This window comes from Herminiimonas sp. KBW02 (genome assembly GCF_003852535.1).
Classification (GTDB): domain Bacteria; phylum Pseudomonadota; class Gammaproteobacteria; order Burkholderiales; family Burkholderiaceae_D; genus Oxalicibacterium.
Window position 1 is genome coordinate 144,799 of record NZ_QAJP01000010.1, and the last position, 17,869, is coordinate 162,667.

The window sequence follows — 17,869 nt, forward strand, 5'->3', positions numbered from 1 at the left end:
TTGACAGCCGTCATAGGCAAATTTCCGCCAGACAGGATATGGTTACGCCTTGGCCAAATATGGCCCGGTCTGCATTCCGCAGCGCTCAGTCGCAGTCATGCTCGCAGGCATACAACAGCAATATCTCGGGATTGATCGCGTCATGAAAGTCATCGTTTTGGGTTCGGGCATCATAGGAACCGCTACTGCCTGGTTCCTGAATAAAGCCGGCCATGAAGTCACCGTCATCGAGCGTCAACCCGGTGCCGCCCAGGAAACCAGTTTTGCCAACGGCTGCCAGATCTCCGTCTCGCACGCGACGCCGTGGGCCAACAAAGGTGCGCCGCTGACGATACTCAAAGCGCTGGGCAAGGAAGACGCCCCTTTGCTGTATCGTTTTCGCGCTGAATGGCTGCAATGGAAATGGGGCATGCATTTCCTGCGCGAATGCACACCGCAACGCACCGTACATAACATTCATCAGATCGTTGCTATCGCCGAATACAGCCGCCAGACTTTGCAGGCAGTACGCGCTGAGGTAGACATCGACTACGATTGCCTGACGCGTGGGATTCTGCATTTCTACACAGAACAAAAGGATTTCGACGAATCACTGGCATCGGCCAGCGTCATGCGTGAACTCGGTTGCCCGCGCGAACCTTTGACGGCAGAACAGGCCGTACAGCTGGAACCTGCGCTGGCACATATCCGCCAACAGATAGTTGGCGCCGACTTTACCGAAACCGATGAATCAGGCGACATCTACAAATTCACCACAGGCCTGGCACGCAAGGCTCAGGAGCGCGGCGTCAACTTCCAGTTCAATACCACCGTGACACGTCTGATCACCGAAGGCACGGGCGCTGCCGCCCGCATAACGGGCGTAGAAGTCATCAATCCGGAAGGGCGTCATATGACGCTACACGCAGATGCGTTCGTGATGGCGATGGGGAGTTTCTCAGTGCCTATGCTGCAACCGCTGGGTATCGATCTGATGATCTATCCCGGCAAAGGGTATTCGGCGACCTATCCGATTATTAATCCTGAATTGGCACCTACTGTGTCGCTTATCGATGACGGCTACAAACTGGTGTTGTCGCGTCTCGGGGACAAGTTGCGCGTCGCAGGCACTTGCGAATTCAACGGCTACTCGCGCGAACTGAATGCCACCCGCTGTGCAGCAATTACGCGCCGTACGCGTGAACTCTTCCCGCAAGCATGTGACTACGCAAACCCTGCCTACTGGGCAGGTTTGCGTCCGTTGACGCCATCGAATGTGCCATATATAGGCAAGACAAAGTTCAGTAATTTATTCCTGAATACCGGCCACGGTTCCCTCGGATGGACCATGGGCTGCGGTTCAGGACGAGCGATTGCCGACATCATTTCCGGCCTGCATCCGGAAGTAAATTTTGCATTTACCGGTATGCCGGCACGCCGTCCAGTGGCGCAGGCATCGTTGTCTAATCGCGCTGCTTAAGCAAAGCAAAAGCTAGCCAGCAGAGCGCTATACTCAGGCGTTTTCCGCCACTGCCAGATCATCAAACACGATACGATCGGCACCGCTCAGCAAGAGAAAGTGCTTGCCGCTACAACGCGCCAGTAAAGATATATTCAGACGTTCGGCAACCATATGTCCCATCTGGGTTGCACCGGAACGCGACAGCAAAAAGGGGATGCCCATCTGCGCCCCCTTCATCACCATCTCCGAGGTCAGACGCCCGGTTGTATAGAAAATCTTGTCAGCACCGGCCGTCCCGTCCAGCCACATTTTTCCTGCGATCGCGTCGACTGCGTTGTGACGACCGACATCTTCAACAAAGTGAATTAACTCACCATCCGCAGCAAACAATGCACAGCTATGCACTGAACCGGCTTGCTTGTACACGGAACGATGCACGCGTATGGTTTCTATAATTTTGTACAAGGTGCTTTGCTTCAGGCGTGCATCGGCAGGCAGGGCGATGGCATCTATCTCATCCATCAAACTACCGAACACCGTGCCTTCACCACTACCTGTTGTCACAGTATGCGTGGCAGTACGCTCTTCGATATTGTCTATACCATTACGCGTCACCACTGCGGCTGCGTCCACATCCCAATCCACCTGCACCGACAGGATGTCTGCTAAATTCTTGATGAAGCGCTGATTGCGCAAATAGCCGAGAGTCAATGCTTCCGGCGCGCCGCCCAAAGTCATCAGCGTAACCAACTCACGCTTATCGACATAGATAGTCAACGGCTGTTCCGCAGGGATAGCAATGGTGGAGGCGCGACCGCGCTCATCCATGACCTCTACCTCATGGGTCAGCTTACGAGTGGCATTTGATAAAACCGGGCGAGCGTTCATAAAAAGTGAGCGTAATGCAACTGCTTCAACAAGGCGATGAGATATGACAACTAATCGCTGGCTATTAAGTGAGAATCGACCCGGCTCATTATCTCATCAGTCAGCTCCAACTGTACGCATAAACCCCGGCAACAAGGCCTGCAGCAGGCAAATCGCTGTGCGGTTATCATGAGTCCTGGTCATACTGACTCCTTCTACATGAACTATCCGGCTGATCACGGCATCGCATGAGCACCCTGGTATTGATCCTGGTGCTATGCGCCGCGCTTTTACACGCATCCTGGAATGCCTTATTGAAGAGCAGCGCCGATCCGCTGGCCTCACTTGCAGTCATGACCATAGGCGCAGGCCTCGGCGCGCTCCCACTCATCATCTATCTGCCGCTCCCCTTGCCTGCCAGCTGGTTTTACATCGCAATGTCGGCGGTACTGCATACCGGTTACAACCTGTTTCTGATACGTGCTTACCGCATCGGCGACTTCAGTCTGTCCTATCCGATTGCCCGCGGCTCATCACCTTTGCTGGTGACGCTGGGAGCCGCCCTCTTCGTCGGTGAGCAAATGAGCCTGATGACACTACTAGGCGTGATATTGATTTCGGTCGGCATCATCAGCCTCGCCCATGTCAAAAATCGCACCAGCCTGGCCGGCCCTATCGCGGCGTTCACGACAGGTGCTTTCATCGCCGCCTATACTATTACCGACGGCATGGGCGCACGCGCAGCTGGCGACGCCTTGTCTTATTGCGGCTGGCTGTTTGTGCTCGACAGCATACCGCTGGCGCTGATCTATCTTTATCGCCACCGACGTCTGCCCGTCACAATGGGAGCCAGGGAAATCTGGACCGCTCTGGGTGGCGGCACCATGTCCCTGCTAGCCTACGGCATCGTGATCTGGGCGGTTACGCTGGCCCCTATGGGTACGGTGTCCGCCCTGCGTGAAACCTCGGTCCTGTTCGCGGCCCTGATAGGCTGGCTGTTCCTCGGGGAGAAGTTAAACGCGCGACGCATATTGTCCTGCCTGCTGATTACTGCAGGGGCCATCGTACTCGGATTGCACCTGTAAACTGCCGGCATCATCTCAGGAGCCGCACCCAAATAAAAACCGGCACTTGCTGCAAGAGCAAGTGCCGGTTTATTTTTCACACCAACCTTAGTCGGCGTAACAGTCTTAGTTGACTGCCAGACTATTCGTCAGATTAACCAAAGCCTGACCACCACCGTAGCTGGATTGAACCGGAGCGGTACCACCCAGCGTAATGCGGATTGCGCAGTACTTAAACTCTGGAATCTTGCCGAACGGATCCAGCGCAGCATTCGTCAAACGGTTAATCGCAGCTTCGTAGTAGCAGAACGGTACGAATACCGCGCCACGTGGCGAACCATCATCAGCACGTGCGTACAGGGAAACTTCACCGCGACGCGATTGCAGCGTAATGATGTCGCCTGGTTTGCCGCCCATGTTTGCCAGATCCAATGGATGGATCAGCGCGATAGGATCTGGTTCGATCGAATCCAGCACGGTCGCACGACGGGTCATACTACCGGTATGCCAGTGTTCCAGTTGGCGACCTGTGATCAGAACCATTGGATAGTCTGGATCCGGGCGCTCAGCCGCAGGAATGATATCTGCAGGAACGAAACGGGCACGACCCGATTCACGTGGGAAGCTGTCAACGAACACAACTGGCTCACCTGGATCGCCTTCTTTTTCGCACGGATAAGTCACGGAGTCTTCACGCTCCAGACGTTCCCATGTGATACCAGCGATGCTAGGCATGGTGTGGCGCATTTCGTCGAATACTTCCGACACGTGCTTGTACTGCCAGTCCAGACCCAGGCGATTTGCCATTTGCTGGATGATCCACAGATCCTGCTTGGCTTCACCCGGCGGGTTCAATGCCTGACGGCCCATTTGCACAGTACGATCAGTATTGGTGAAGGTACCGGTTTTTTCCGGGAATGCGCTTGCTGGCAAGATAACGTCAGCCAGGTAAGCGGTTTCTGTCAGGAAGATATCCTGTACGACCAGGTGATCCAGAGTAGCCAGCGCTTCACGTGCATGGTTAGCATCCGGATCGGACATCGCAGGGTTTTCGCCCTGGACATACAAGCCACGGATTTTGCCATCGGTGATAGCGTGCATGATCTCAACCACGGTCAGACCTGGTTCCGGATCCAGCAAGTCTTCCGACATATTCCATGCTTTAGCAAAGTTCGCACGAATCTTCGGATCGCTCACGCTTTGGTAATCCGGGTACACCATAGGGATCAGACCCGCATCGGAAGCACCTTGCACGTTGTTTTGACCGCGCAATGGATGCAGACCTGTGCCTGGACGACCAATTTGACCGGTCATCAATGCCAGAGCGATCAGGCAGCGTGCATTGTCGGTGCCGTGGATATGTTGCGAGACGCCCATGCCCCACAGGATCATCGAACCTTTGGAGGTTGCGTACAGACGCGCAACATAACGCAGTGTTTCTGCATCGATACCGCAGATAGGCGCCATCAATTCAGGTGTGTAGCCTTCAACGTTTTTACGCAGCTCTTCGTAACCGATGGTACGGCTTTCGATAAACTCTTTGTCGACCAGGCCTTCAGTGACGATGACGTTCATCATCGCGTTCAGCATCGCAACGTCGGTATCCGCCTTGAACTGCATGAAGCGGTGAGCGATACGCGACATTTCGGTACGACGTGGATCACAAACGATCAGTTTGCTGCCGTTGGTGACCGCATTTTTGATCCAGGTTGCAGCAACCGGATGGTTCACGGTCGGGTTAGCACCGATGATGATGATCACTTCTGCTTTGGTTACGTCCATCACAGGGTTCGACACTGCGCCGGAACCGATACCTTCGAGCAAAGCGACAACCGACGATGCGTGGCACAAGCGTGTGCAGTGATCGACGTTGTTGCTACCGAAACCGGTACGGACCAATTTCTGGAACAGGTAAGCCTCTTCGTTGCTGCCTTTAGCGGAGCCGAAACCAGCCAGCGATTTCTTGCCGTGTGTGTCGCGGATTTTTGCGAAAGTGCCGCCTGCAACTTCCAGCGCTTCTTCCCATGTCGCTTCACGGAACACTTCCATTACGCGGTCCGGATCCATGATGAAGTCACCATGTTTAGGTGCATCAGCACGGCGGATCAACGGTTTGGTCAGGCGGTGTGGATGGTTTGCATAATCGAAACCGTAACGACCTTTAACGCACAGACGTTCGCGGTTGGCAGGACCATCGCGACCTTCTACGTAGAGGATCTTATTGTCTTTGATGTTGTAAGTCAGTTGGCAACCGACGCCGCAGTATGGGCAGACGGAGTCAACTTGTTTGTCAGGGACGTTCAATGCTACGTCACGGGCTGGCATCAGCGCGCCGGTAGGACATGCTTGTACGCATTCGCCGCAAGCTACGCATGTCGATGCACCCATAGGGTCATCCATATCGAAAACGATCTTCGCGTGATCACCACGGAATGCCAGGCCAATCACGTCGTTTTCTTGCTCATCACGGCAAGCACGTACGCAACGTGTACATTGGATACATGCATCGAGGTTAACCGCAATCGCAGGGTGCGAGTAGTCATAGGCAACTTTTTCACGTGCTGTGAAACGTGGTTTGCCGACGCCCATTTTCTCCGCCCATTCGTCCACTTCATTGTGGCGCGTATAGTCAGCTTCCGGCATATCGGACTGCAACAGTTCCAATACCAGTTTCTGCGATTTCACTGCACGTTCGCTTTCGGTATTTACTTTCATACCGTTGGTCGGGTTACGGCAGCAGGATGGTGCCAGTACACGTTCGCCATTGATCTCAACGACGCATGCGCGGCAGTTACCTGCTGTGTCCATACCTTCTTTAAAGCAGAGGTGCGGGATTTCTATGCCTTCGCGCTTGGCGACGGTCAGGATCGTGTCGGTTGCACGGCCGGTTACTTCACGACCATTCAATTCAAACGTAACTGTAGGCACTTCGAGCTGTGCCAATTCGCTTCGGGTAATTGCGTTCATTATCTTTTCACCTTAATCCGGGGCTACTTGCTTAAGCCAACTCATGCGGGAAGTACTTGACGACACAGTCGATAGGGTTAGGTGCAGCCTGACCCAAACCGCAGATCGACGAGTCGCGCATTACCTGCGACAAATCTTCCAGCAGACCGACATCCCACTTCGGTTTTTTGATCAACTCTGCAGCCTTCGCAGTACCAACACGGCACGGTGTGCATTGACCGCATGATTCATGCTTGAAGAAGTCCATCATGTTGCGCGCTGCCTGTACCGCGGTATCTTTATCCGACAAAACGATAACCGCAGCGGAACCGATAAAGCAGCCGTATGGTTGCAAGGTATCGAAGTCAAGAGGAATCGTGTTCATCGACGCTGGCAAGATACCGCCCGATGCGCCACCTGGAAGGTAACCGTAGAAGGTTTGACCATCCAGCATGCCGCCGCAGTATTCGTCGATCAACTCTTGAATCGAGATACCTGCAGGAGCCAGTTTGACGCCAGGATTTTTTACGCGACCAGAGACCGAGTACGAACGCAAGCCTTTGCGACCATTACGGCCGTGCGAGGTGAACCATTCGCCGCCTTTTTCCAGGATGTCACGCACCCAGTACAGGGTTTCAAAGTTGTGTTCCAGTGTTGGACGACCAAACAGACCTACTTGCGCCACATATGGTGGACGCAGGCGTGGCATACCACGCTTGCCTTCGATCGATTCGATCATCGCGGATTCTTCACCGCAGATGTAAGCGCCAGCACCGCGACGCAGGAATATTTCCGGCATGTTGGCGATAGGAGGATTTGCTTTCAGCTTCTCCAGCTCCGCTTCCAGCATGGTGCGGCAACCGTGATATTCGTCACGCAGGTAGATATAGATAGTCTGGATATCAACCGCCCATGCAGCGATCAACATGCCTTCGAGGAAACGATGCGGATCTTTTTCCAGATAAACGCGATCCTTGAATGTACCTGGCTCGCCTTCATCGATGTTTACCGCCATCAGACGTGGGCCTTTTTCGCCACGTACGATGCGCCATTTGCGACCGGATGGGAAACCCGCACCACCCAGACCACGCAGGCCGGAATCTTCCATGGTTTTGATGACGGACTCAACATCACGCTCACCGGAAACGCATTTTTTCAGCAGCGCGTAGCCACCTTCATTTGAATACGCTGTGAAGTCAGTAATGGTGCCTTCAGCCTGCACGATTTCTTTCTTCTCAACTGCCGTTTGCACTGCTTCGCAAGTTGCATTGATGATTGGATTTTGACCAACCACAGCAACCGGAGCCTGTTCGCAACGACCTACGCAAGGCGCGGCAATAACGCGCACTTCTTTGCCCAGAATTTTAGGCAATTTAGCCAACAGGTCTTTTGCACCAGCCATTTCGCACGACAAGCCGTCGCACACGCGTACGGTCAATGCCTGTGGCGCGATACCATTTTCTTTAACGATATCGAAGTGATGGTAGAAACTCGCCACTTCATATACTTCGGTTTGCGCCAGACGCATTTCCTGCGCCAAAGCAGCCAGGTGGCTGGAAGCCAGATGACCGAATTTATCCTGAATTTTGTGCAGATGCTCAATCAGCAAATCTGCCTGACGCGACTCATCGCCCAGCAGTTCACGTACCTCAGCCAACGCCGCAGGATCAACCCGACGACCTTTAGGTGCCTGGCGCTTGCGCTCCTTCGTATTGACTACTTCTTGCACTGCAATGGGAATGACTTTGTGGTTCATGATTGTTCCTAATCAGCTAATAAGCCCCGACAGTTATCAGGGCCATCTCATCGTGTCGTTCTTGCTTTACTACGCTTTCCTGCACTGCGAAGTCCGTCTTTCTACTTCAGACCGCTCAACTCTCGCCAACCTTATTGCTTTTATAAACTTGCCCCGGCATCCAGGAATCTTCCTTTTTTAGCGCTTCATATGCTTATGTTTGCATAGCATTTTGCGCCTCAGATGCCATATATATGCTTTTTTTAGCATATGCAAGCACTTTTCGGACGGGCGTATCTTATCGGCGCGCCCTAGCCCCTACATTGACCAAGGTCAATTTTCCACATGATTTATAGTACATATGGCGCCGCCGCCAGTAAAAACGATAGGAAAATCCCGCTTCTTCCCTTATTTCCACCGTAAAAGGAATCATTCTCATTTGAGAAGTCGTTTTTCAGACTACTTTCGATATGCTAGCGCAAAATAAGGGCTTGCGCTCCAAACCGCGCTTTTATCGGCTGAAATAAACATATATTAAGTGGCCAGTCAGCCGATCATCCGGCGCAACATCTTCATCCGCGATCAATGCGCGTGCAATTCCCGAGCACCAATAAAAAAAGCCCCTCCCGTCAGGGAGAGGCTTTTTTGCAGCGAAGGTCTTGCTACAGACCGTTCGATATATTGATTAGGAGATGACGCGCTCTGCACGCAAAGCTGCGATATCTTCCGCGCTGTAACCGAGCTGACCCAGAACTTCTTCTGTGTGCTCGCCCAGCAATGGCGAACGTGTCACATCGGTAGGGCTGTCCGACAGCTTGATCGGGTTACCGACTGTCAGGTACTTGCCGCGCACTGGATGATCCACTTCAACAATGGTGCCGGTTTCACGCAACGATGGCTCTTCAGCAATTTCTTTCATCGACAAGATCGGGCCGCAAGGGATGTCGAACTTGTTGAGGATGTCCATGGCTTCGAACTTGGTCATGGTCTTGGTCCACTCTTCGACCGTTGCGAAGATGTTTTTCAAGTGTGGCAAGCGCGATGCCGGTGTTGCGTACTCTGGATCTGTCAGCCACTCTTCCTTACCGATCACTTTGCAGATCGGTGCCCATACTGCACCTTGGGCGATGAAGTAGATGTAGGCGTTAGGATCGGTTTCCCAACCTTTACATTTCAGAATCGAACCTGGTTGACCACCACCCGATGCATTACCAGCACGTGGTACGGAGTCGCCAAACGGAGTATCCGGATATTGTGGGTACTCTTTCATGACACCAGTGCGTTCCAGACGTTGTTGATCGCGCAGCTTGACGCGGCACAGATTCAACACGGCATCTTGCATAGGTGCCAGAACTTTTTGACCACGGCCACTTGCGTGACGTTGCAGCAACGCAGCCAGGATACCCAGCGCCAGGTGCAGACCGGTACCGCTGTCGCCGATTTGGGCGCCGGTTACCATTGGTGGGCCGTCATCGAAACCGGTCGTGGAAGCCGAGCCGCCTGCGCATTGCGCGACGTTTTCGTACACTTTGCAGTGCTCGTATGGGCCAGGGCCAAAACCTTTGACCGATGCAACGATCATGCGTGGGTTGAGTTCGTTGATGCGTTCCCATGTGAAACCCATGCGATCCAGCGCGCCAGGTGCGAAGTTTTCTACCAGGACGTCGCATTCCTTGATCAGTGTTTCCAGAACTGCTTTCCCTTTCGGGTTTTTGGTATCCAGAGTGATCGAACGCTTGTTGTGGTTCAGCATGGTGAAGTAGAGGCTGTCTGCCTCAGGGATGTCACGCAACTGACCGCGTGTTGCATCACCTTCGCCTGCACGTTCAACTTTAATTACATCCGCACCGAACCATGCCAGCAACTGGGTACATGTCGGGCCTGATTGCACGTGTGTGAAATCAAGAATGCGATAGCCGCTTAATGCCTTACTCATCAACTACTCCTATCTTTTTGCAATAAAACGCGAGCAAGTCATCCCGACTCGCGCAGTACCTAGCCAATAAAAAATTATGTATACATCGTTAGAGCCATCGTAGCCGGGGCATGCGCATTAGGATCTACCCGGATAAAGATGACTGCGGACTCACGTGTTTCTGCACTGCCTCACGGGCGCGCTGTAACGCGCCTGCAATGCGCGATGGATCGAGGACTTGCTCGCCACCACCGATAACACGCCACTTCCTTTTCCCGGATTACGTGGACGAACCGCTTGTGCCGATATCGTCACGACATCACCACTATCACCGATGTAGATAGTGCCTTTGCCGAGGAATTCATTCATTACATACGCAACGCAGATGCATCGGAGAGCGGCTCTGTCTGAACAACCGCATCAAGTTACCGTGACCACTGCCGCAACTACCGGCAAGGCTGCCATTCATACTTTACGTTTCGCTTGCAGCGCAATCCGCAAGGATAGCATCCAGACCAGCCGGCAGTCCAAACTGACCTCGCGTTTTCTCTGTCGTACGATAGTCCTGCTCGTTCCGGACTACTTTTACACAATGCTCAGGTGCAGTCATGGGCCATTCCAGCTCCAACATAAACCCCGGCAACCCGGCTACTGCAGCCTTCTTCTGTAAGGTATCTTTGAAAACCCTTGCTATAGGCTTTTAGAGATACCCTGCCAACTCCGCATTAGCTATAGCTAATACAAGTGGCCGTATCATATCGACCTGCTCGCGCTTCCATCATTGACCCCGGTCAATTTTCACAGCATGATATTCGGCCCATCCAAGCTTCTCTGTCCGCCTCGTTTTTTGCGGTCATTTCGGCAGTTGCCGCACCTCATTTCCGGCATTTTGCACTCAACTTATAAGCGCATCAAAACGCACCTTCCTGTCGTTCGATGAAGAGCGCATACCAGAGCAGCGCGACCGCTTCTTGCAGCGCAACATAATTCAGGCTGACAGTTGTCCGCACATCCATCGCACCTTACTTTCGTAGAGACGAAAAAAAACGGCGTCCGAATCGGACGCCGTTCTTACTGACTAAAACGAGTTTAAGAAATTCTTAAACTGCTTTAGCAGCGTGCAATGCAGCGATCTGCTCTTTGGAGTAACCCAATTGAGTCAGAACTTCATCGGTGTGCTCACCCAGAGTTGGCGAACCAACGATTTCTGGTTTCATATCGGAGAATTTGATTGGGCTACCAACGGTCAGGTATTTTTCACCGCGGTCTTTGTGCTCAACTTCAACGATCGAACCGCTTTCGCGCAACGATTTGTCTGCAGCCAATTCTTTCATCGACAGAACTGGTGCGCATGGGATGTCGTACTTACGCAGAATGTCGACAGCTTCAAATTTGGTTTTGTCTTTGAGCCATTCTTCGATAGTTGCGAAGATGTCGAAAATCTTGTCTTGACGAGCTTCTGCAGTGTTGTATGCAGGATCTTCAATCCACTCTTCTTTACCCAATGCTTTACAGATTGGCGCCCAAGCGTGACCTTGGATGGTGAAGTAGATGTATGCGTTAGGATCGGTTTCCCAACCTTTACATTTCAGAACCCAACCTGGTTGACCGCCACCGCCAGCGTTACCGCCGCGTGGTACGACGTCAGTGAATTTGCCGTGTGGGTATTGTGGGTACTCTTCCAGGTAACCGATTTTGTCCAGACGTTGTTGATCGCGCAGTTTAACGCGGCACAGGTTCAGAACAGCATCTTGCATCGATACCGCAACTTTTTGGCCTTTGCCAGTTTTTTGACGACCCATCAGAGCTGTCAAGATACCGATTGCCAGGTGCATACCGGTGTTGGAGTCACCCAAAGCAGCTGCCGAAACAGTTGGTGGGCCGTCCCAGAAACCAGTGGTCGAAGCAGCGCCGCCAGCACATTGAGCAACGTTTTCGTAGACTTTCAAGTCTTCGTAGTGGTGACCATCGCTGAAGCCTTTAACCGACGCCATGATCATGCCTGGGTTCAGTTCTTGAACGCGCGCCCAAGAGAAGCCCATACGATCCAATGCGCCTGGACCAAAGTTCTCAACCATAACGTCGGATTCTTTGATCAGTTTTTCCAAAACTTCTTTACCTTCTTGAGTTTTGGTATCAAGTGTCAGCGAACGCTTGTTGCTGTTCAGCATTGTGAAGTACAGAGCGTCTTTACCTGGGATGTCGCGCAATTGCGAACGAGTAACGTCGCCCGAACCTGGACGCTCTACTTTGATAACGTCAGCACCGAACCAAGCCAACAGCTGCGTACATGCAGGACCAGCTTGTACGTGGGTGAAATCGATGATCTTAACGCCTGCTAATGGTAATGTTTGACTCATGATTGGTAGATTTCCTTATCAATCGTTTAACTTGATTCCTGAAATTTGAATACTTCAGGAAGTGAAAAACCACTCAGAGAGCTCTGAGTGGAATCGCGCCATTTACATGGCTTTAATCCAATACTACTTGGAGTTCTTTAACGTTCTAGTCTAGTGCCGCGGCACAAGCAGTGTCAAGTGCATGGCACGGCCGTCCTACTCTGACCGTGCCACACAAAGCCATGACTTGCGCCTTGGCTCTATCCCCGTATTACTTCTTTTTACCGATCGTGCTGACGATGTTCAGGTTACCGATACGGCCGGATTCAACACCAGCTGCTGGATCGATAATCGCGTCGATGATGGTTGGTTTGCCCGATTTCAGGGAAGCTTCCAGTGCTTTTACCAACTCTTCTGGAGTTTCAGCACGAACGCCTTCGCCGCCCAGAGCGATACTGAATTGGTCGTACTTGGTTTTCGGATTGAAAATCATGCACGATACTTGGTGATCTGGGTTCGCTTCGTCACCGCGGTAGATACCGCCGTTGTTCATGATGATGACGGTTACTGGCAGGTTGTAACGTGTGATTGTTTCGTATTCCATTGCGCTGAAACCGAATGCGCTATCGCCGCAGATTGCAACGACTGGTTTGCCGGTTTCTACTGCAGCTGCAACAGCCGAACCCATACCGATACCCATTACGCCCCATGTACCTGTATCCACACGTTTGCGTGGCAGGTATTGGTCGATGACCATACGTGCGTTGTCGAGGGTGTTTGCACCTTCGTTAACCAGGGTGATGTCTGGGTAGTTTTTCAACACGTCACGGATTGCGCCGAGCGAGTTGAAGTAGTTCATGACTGGAGTAGCTGTGCTCAGTTTGGTAGCCAGTTTAGCTTTGGTGCCGGTAGCACGTTCAGCAATAGCGCTCATCCATTCTGTTGGCTTAGCAGCACCTTTCAGGCCAGCGCGCAATGCGTTGACGCAGGATTCGATGTCACCGATCAATGGTGCAGCGATAGGTACGTTGCTGTCGATTTCGTTAGCTTGAATATCGATTTGTACGAATTTCTTCGCGCCGCCCCATGTTTTGCCTTTACCGTGTGCCAGCAACCAGTTCAGACGTGCACCGATCAGGATAACAACGTCGGACTCTTGCAGAACCATCGAACGAGCAGCAGCTGCGCATTGTGGATGGGTATCGGAGACCAGACCTTTAGCCATCGACATAGGTGTGAATGGGATACCGGTTTCTTCGATCAGTGCTTTGATGTCTGCGTCGCATTGAGCGTATGCAGCACCTTTGCCGAGCAAGATCAATGGCTTTTTAGCGCCTTTGATCAGGTCAACAGCGCGCGCAACAGCCGATGGTGCTGGCAATTGTGCTGGAGCTGGATCAACTGGAACGAACAACGATTTTTGGCCTTCTTCAGCGCTCATGGTGGTGCTGAACAGACGTGCTGGGATGTCCAGATATACGCCGCCTGGACGACCCGACAATGCGGTACGGATTGCGCGAACAACTGCAACGCCGATGTCTTCAGTGCGGTTGATACGGAACGAAGCTTTGCAATGTGGACGAGCGATGTTCAACTGATCCATTTCTTCGTAGTCGCCTTGTTGCAGGTCGACGATTTCACGTTCCGAAGAACCGGAAATCAGAATCATTGGGAAGCAGTTGGTGGTCGCGTTAGCCAGTGCGGTCAAACCGTTCAGGAAGCCAGGTGCGGAAACAGTCACGCAAACGCCTGGTTTTTTGGTCAGGTAGCCAGCTACCGAAGCTGCATAACCCGCATTTTGTTCGTTACGGAAGCTGAAGAACTTGTTACCACGGGCTTGCCACATACGACCGATTTCGGTAACTGGGATGCCGAGCAGACCATAGATGTTGGTGATGCCGTTCATTTCCAGCGCTTCCATCAGCAGATGGAAGCCGTCTGTCAGCTCTACGCCTTCTGCTACTTCTTGAATGTCGTTTTTCATAATGAAATGTTCTCTTCGTTAATTTCAATAAAGGTTGAGCAGTTTTGCCCAATACCGTGGTTGCCGTGCTCTTGCTGCGGCTGTTGCTACACTTGTAAGGCACCTCTAAAAACCAGACCGGTTGGTTTTTAGAGATACCCTTCAGTCAACGCTTTTATGCATAGACCATCCAAGTGGGCGTATCATATCGATCTGCCTGCGCTTCGATCATTGACCCCGGTCAATTTTCATCGCATGATATCGACCCCGCCCACCCTTCTGTCTTTTATATCTATATATCTTGTAAATGCCGACCGTTGATAACCACCCAGAACGAAATGTCATTCGCGTTCAGCTCAAGCAAAATCTTGTCTTAAAAGACATGACTGAGAGCGAATGGGCTGAGCTGGAACCGCATTTGCTCGTCGTAGATTGCCCTAAAGGCGACTTCCTGCTGCATCAGGGCGTACATGAAATGGAGCAATACTTCATTCTTGACGGCATCCTGAAGCGAGTAGTTACTAATCAGCAAGCAAAGGAAATGATTCTGCGTTTTGCTGATGAACGTAGCATGGAGACAAGTTATGCGGCGTGGCGACTCAAAACCCCGACTCCTTACAGCATTATCTGCGTGACAAAAGCACGCGTAGTGAAGTTGCCCTTACTGCAATGGATCGCTTTCATCGATAAGCATGAGCACATCAAGCAGGCGTTTGAGCATGACGTCATGCATCTGATGAGCGAGATCATGGCTCACACCATCACCCTGCACTTACTCGACGCTCCCGGCCGCGTACAACGCTTCGTACGCAAGCATCCGGAACTGTTTGACCGGATCCCGAAGAAAGAGTTGGCGTCTTACCTGAATCTTTCGCCGGAAACCTTGAGCCGACTGAAGCATCAAGGAAAAATCTGACCTCATCCTGCAATGAGGTCAGATCTGCAGTCACTCTATACTACCAAGCCGTAAAATCAATACTTACCGGAAGAATACAGTTTCGAGTTAACCATCAGACGCAACTGGTTATCTACACTCTTTACTCCAGGCACGCCGGCAGCAACTTTCTCCGCTGCAACGCGCTCATCCGGATGCAGCACGATTCCACTCAGCGCCACGCGCCCACCATCTGCTTCGATGGTCACTCTGACATCATTAGTCGTCGCCGAACTACGCAAAGCAGCGCGCACGTGCGCCTCCAGCGTCATGTTTTGCAGCGCTGCCTGTGATGCTTTGGTTTCCTTGAATTCAGGACGTGCGGCCAGATTCAGAATCTGCGCGACACAACTTTCGACCGACAGCCGATCAGTATTCAATACCAGATCGTACAAAACCGGATCACCCCAGGTCACGCCGAACTGCTGATGCATGCGCGCAGCGTGCGCCGCATCACTGCGGCGGATTTCTGCTTCGGCAAAATCGGCATCATCTGTTTCGAGATGACCCATCAGCCACTCGACGCGCTTCTTCATCGAACGAGTAATGCGCACCGTCACCACATGCGGCACCGAGCGCAGCAGACAGGTGGCGCCCCAGCCGCGCAACACTACATTGCCTTTGTTTGCCAGCTCAAAGACTTCTTCCGCGGTATAGATCGCCATGCCCTCTTCATCCGCCGTCAGGCGATCAACAAAACCTGCCTTGCCTTCGCGCAAGCGGCGTATCACGCTTTTGCTCATATCCATCTTTTCGGCAAGATGCTCTATCACTTCATGTCGCATCACAGCGAGGTTTTGTGTCTGAGCAAGATGCATCGCGACATCCTTGGCGAGTGATCCCATCTCTTGCGTCATTGCGATTACTGGCATAGCTATCTCCTTGGTTATGGATTACATGCACGGCAAATTAATCAACACCACTTTCTAGTCTGGCCCCCTGTACGGGCAACCATACCACCAAAATTTTCCAACCCTAAAAACACTGATGCCCCACGCGGCTATTCACCGCGTGGGGCATTCAAGATCTGATCAGTACCTAGGCCTGATCATGCGACATCCCGTTGTGCAGGACATCGGATCAAAAACATGATCAGGTCTATCAATCTACTGGACGCTCATCAGCAAACTCGTCAACTTTTGGTGGACGAACTTTTGCGATCAGACGCGAGATCAATGGCCAGAACAACATGATCAATGCCAGACCTGTGATGCTACCAACCAGTGGGTTGGAGAACATCACCATTACGTCGCCTTGCGATGTCAACATCGCTTGACGGAACGAGTCTTCAGCCTTGTCACCCAGAACCAATGCCAGGACCAACGGAGCCAATGGGTAGTCGAGTTTCTTGAACAGATAACCAACCACACCAAACACAACCATCAGCCAGATATCGAACATTGCGTTGTGAACGGTGTAAGCACCGATCGCACAGATCACGATAATCACTGGTGCAATGATCGAGAATGGAATACGCAGGATCGAAGCAAACAGCGGCACTGTAGTCAACACGACCAGCAGACCAACCAGGTTACCCAGATACATACTGGCGATCAGGCCCCAAACGAAGTCTTTTTGCTCAACGAAGAGCAGTGGACCAGGTTGCAGACCCCAGATCAGCAAGCCGCCGAGCAAAACTGCTGCTGTTGGCGAACCTGGGATACCCAGTGCCAGCATCGGCAGCAATGCAGCTGTACCTGCAGCATGCGCTGCAGTTTCAGGAGCAACCACACCTTCGAGTTCACCGGTACCGAACTTAGGACCGTTTTTCGACATTTTCTTGGCCAGACCGTAAGCCATGAACGATGCAGGAGTCGCGCCACCTGGTGTAACACCCATCCAGATACCGACCAGCGAGCTGCGTACCGAAGTAACCCAGTATGCCGGCAGTTTTTTCCATGTTTGGAAAACGATTTTTGGATCGATCTTTGCGGATTTACCGGAGAACGCCAGACCTTCTTCCATCGACAACAGGATCTCACCGATACCGAACAGACCGATAACAGCGATCAGGAAGTCGAAGCCGCGCATGAATTCTTCGAAACCGAAGGTCAGACGCAGTTGGCCAGTTACAGTATCCATGCCGACCGAAGCCAACGCGAAACCGAGTGCCATCGAAGCCAGAATCTTGAACGGCGAGCCTTTACCCATACCAACGAAGCTACAGAAGGTCAGCAGGTACACCGAGAAGAATTCCGGAGGACCGAAACGCAACGCGAATTTAGCAACCAGTGGTGCCATGAAGGTGATCATGACAACCGCAACGAACGCACCAATAAAGGACGATGTGAACGCGCCGGTCAGTGCTTCACCAGCATTGCCTTTTTGTGCCATCGGATAACCGTCGAAGGTCGTCGCGACTGACCACGGCTCCCCGGGAATATTGAACAGGACGGATGTAATAGCACCGCCGAACAACGCACCCCAGTAGATACAGGACAACATGATAATTGCAGATGTCGGAGACATCGAGAACGTAAGCGGCAGCAGAATCGCTACGCCGTTTGCGCCACCCAGACCAGGCAACACGCCAATCAAAACCCCCAATACAATGCCGATAACCATCAGCAAGAAGTTCATGGGGGTCATAATGACCGCGAACCCGTGAAATAATGAATTGATTTCTTCCATTTTACTTATTACTCCTTGAATTCCAATCTAACTC

At 52.2% G+C, this 17,869-nt stretch carries 11 protein-coding genes and 1 pseudogene; 3 read left to right on the forward strand and 9 right to left on the reverse strand.

Annotated features, from left to right (window positions below; translation table 11 throughout):
* Positions 1-142 precede the first annotated feature (142 nt).
* Positions 143-1,459 (forward strand): D-amino acid dehydrogenase, encoded by a 1,317-nt coding sequence (locus tag DBR37_RS16510; RefSeq protein WP_124575596.1) that lies wholly within the window; start codon positions 143-145, stop codon positions 1,457-1,459.
* 33 nt (positions 1,460-1,492) lie between these two features.
* Here DBR37_RS16510 and DBR37_RS16515 read toward each other — a convergent pair whose 3' ends face one another.
* Complete coding sequence (locus DBR37_RS16515) at positions 1,493-2,329, reverse strand: formate dehydrogenase accessory sulfurtransferase FdhD (RefSeq protein WP_124575572.1); 837 nt, start codon at positions 2,327-2,329, stop codon at positions 1,493-1,495.
* Between the two features lie 227 nt (positions 2,330-2,556).
* On the opposite strand from DBR37_RS16515, the gene DBR37_RS16520 reads away from it, so the two are divergent.
* Positions 2,557-3,393, forward strand: coding sequence for a DMT family transporter (locus DBR37_RS16520; RefSeq protein ID WP_124575573.1), 837 nt, complete (start codon positions 2,557-2,559; stop codon positions 3,391-3,393).
* Between the two features lie 105 nt (positions 3,394-3,498).
* Here DBR37_RS16520 and fdhF read toward each other — a convergent pair whose 3' ends face one another.
* From fdhF to oxc, 6 genes and pseudogenes are all read right to left on the reverse strand, one after another.
* Complete coding sequence (gene fdhF, locus DBR37_RS16525; protein WP_124575574.1) at positions 3,499-6,339, reverse strand: formate dehydrogenase subunit alpha; 2,841 nt, start codon at positions 6,337-6,339, stop codon at positions 3,499-3,501.
* Between the two features lie 31 nt (positions 6,340-6,370).
* Positions 6,371-8,074, reverse strand: a complete 1,704-nt coding sequence (locus DBR37_RS16530) for an NADH-ubiquinone oxidoreductase-F iron-sulfur binding region domain-containing protein (protein ID WP_124575575.1) — start codon at positions 8,072-8,074, stop codon at positions 6,371-6,373.
* 664 nt (positions 8,075-8,738) lie between these two features.
* Complete coding sequence (frc, locus tag DBR37_RS16535) at positions 8,739-9,989, reverse strand: formyl-CoA transferase (protein ID WP_012078266.1); 1,251 nt, start codon at positions 9,987-9,989, stop codon at positions 8,739-8,741.
* A 74-nt stretch (positions 9,990-10,063) separates the two neighbouring features.
* A pseudogene (locus DBR37_RS16540) lies at positions 10,064-10,392 on the reverse strand (hypothetical protein); the annotation flags it as partial.
* A gap of 676 nt (positions 10,393-11,068) precedes the next feature.
* Positions 11,069-12,328 carry a formyl-CoA transferase gene (gene frc, locus DBR37_RS16545; protein WP_124575576.1) on the reverse strand — a complete coding sequence of 420 codons (1,260 nt, stop codon included), beginning with the start codon at positions 12,326-12,328 and terminating at the stop codon, positions 11,069-11,071.
* Between the two features lie 250 nt (positions 12,329-12,578).
* Positions 12,579-14,291 carry an oxalyl-CoA decarboxylase gene (oxc, locus tag DBR37_RS16550; RefSeq protein WP_124575577.1) on the reverse strand — a complete coding sequence of 571 codons (1,713 nt, stop codon included), beginning with the start codon at positions 14,289-14,291 and terminating at the stop codon, positions 12,579-12,581.
* A gap of 286 nt (positions 14,292-14,577) precedes the next feature.
* On the opposite strand from oxc, the gene DBR37_RS16555 reads away from it, so the two are divergent.
* Complete coding sequence (locus DBR37_RS16555; protein ID WP_012078263.1) at positions 14,578-15,186, forward strand: Crp/Fnr family transcriptional regulator; 609 nt, start codon at positions 14,578-14,580, stop codon at positions 15,184-15,186.
* 56 nt (positions 15,187-15,242) lie between these two features.
* Here the strand turns inward: DBR37_RS16555 and DBR37_RS16560 are convergent, their stop codons facing one another.
* Positions 15,243-16,076 (reverse strand): cytidylate kinase family protein, encoded by an 834-nt coding sequence (locus DBR37_RS16560; RefSeq protein WP_124575578.1) that lies wholly within the window; start codon positions 16,074-16,076, stop codon positions 15,243-15,245.
* Between the two features lie 229 nt (positions 16,077-16,305).
* Positions 16,306-17,835, reverse strand: coding sequence for a tripartite tricarboxylate transporter permease (locus DBR37_RS16565; protein WP_124575579.1), 1,530 nt, complete (start codon positions 17,833-17,835; stop codon positions 16,306-16,308).
* Positions 17,836-17,869: the final 34 nt, after the last annotated feature.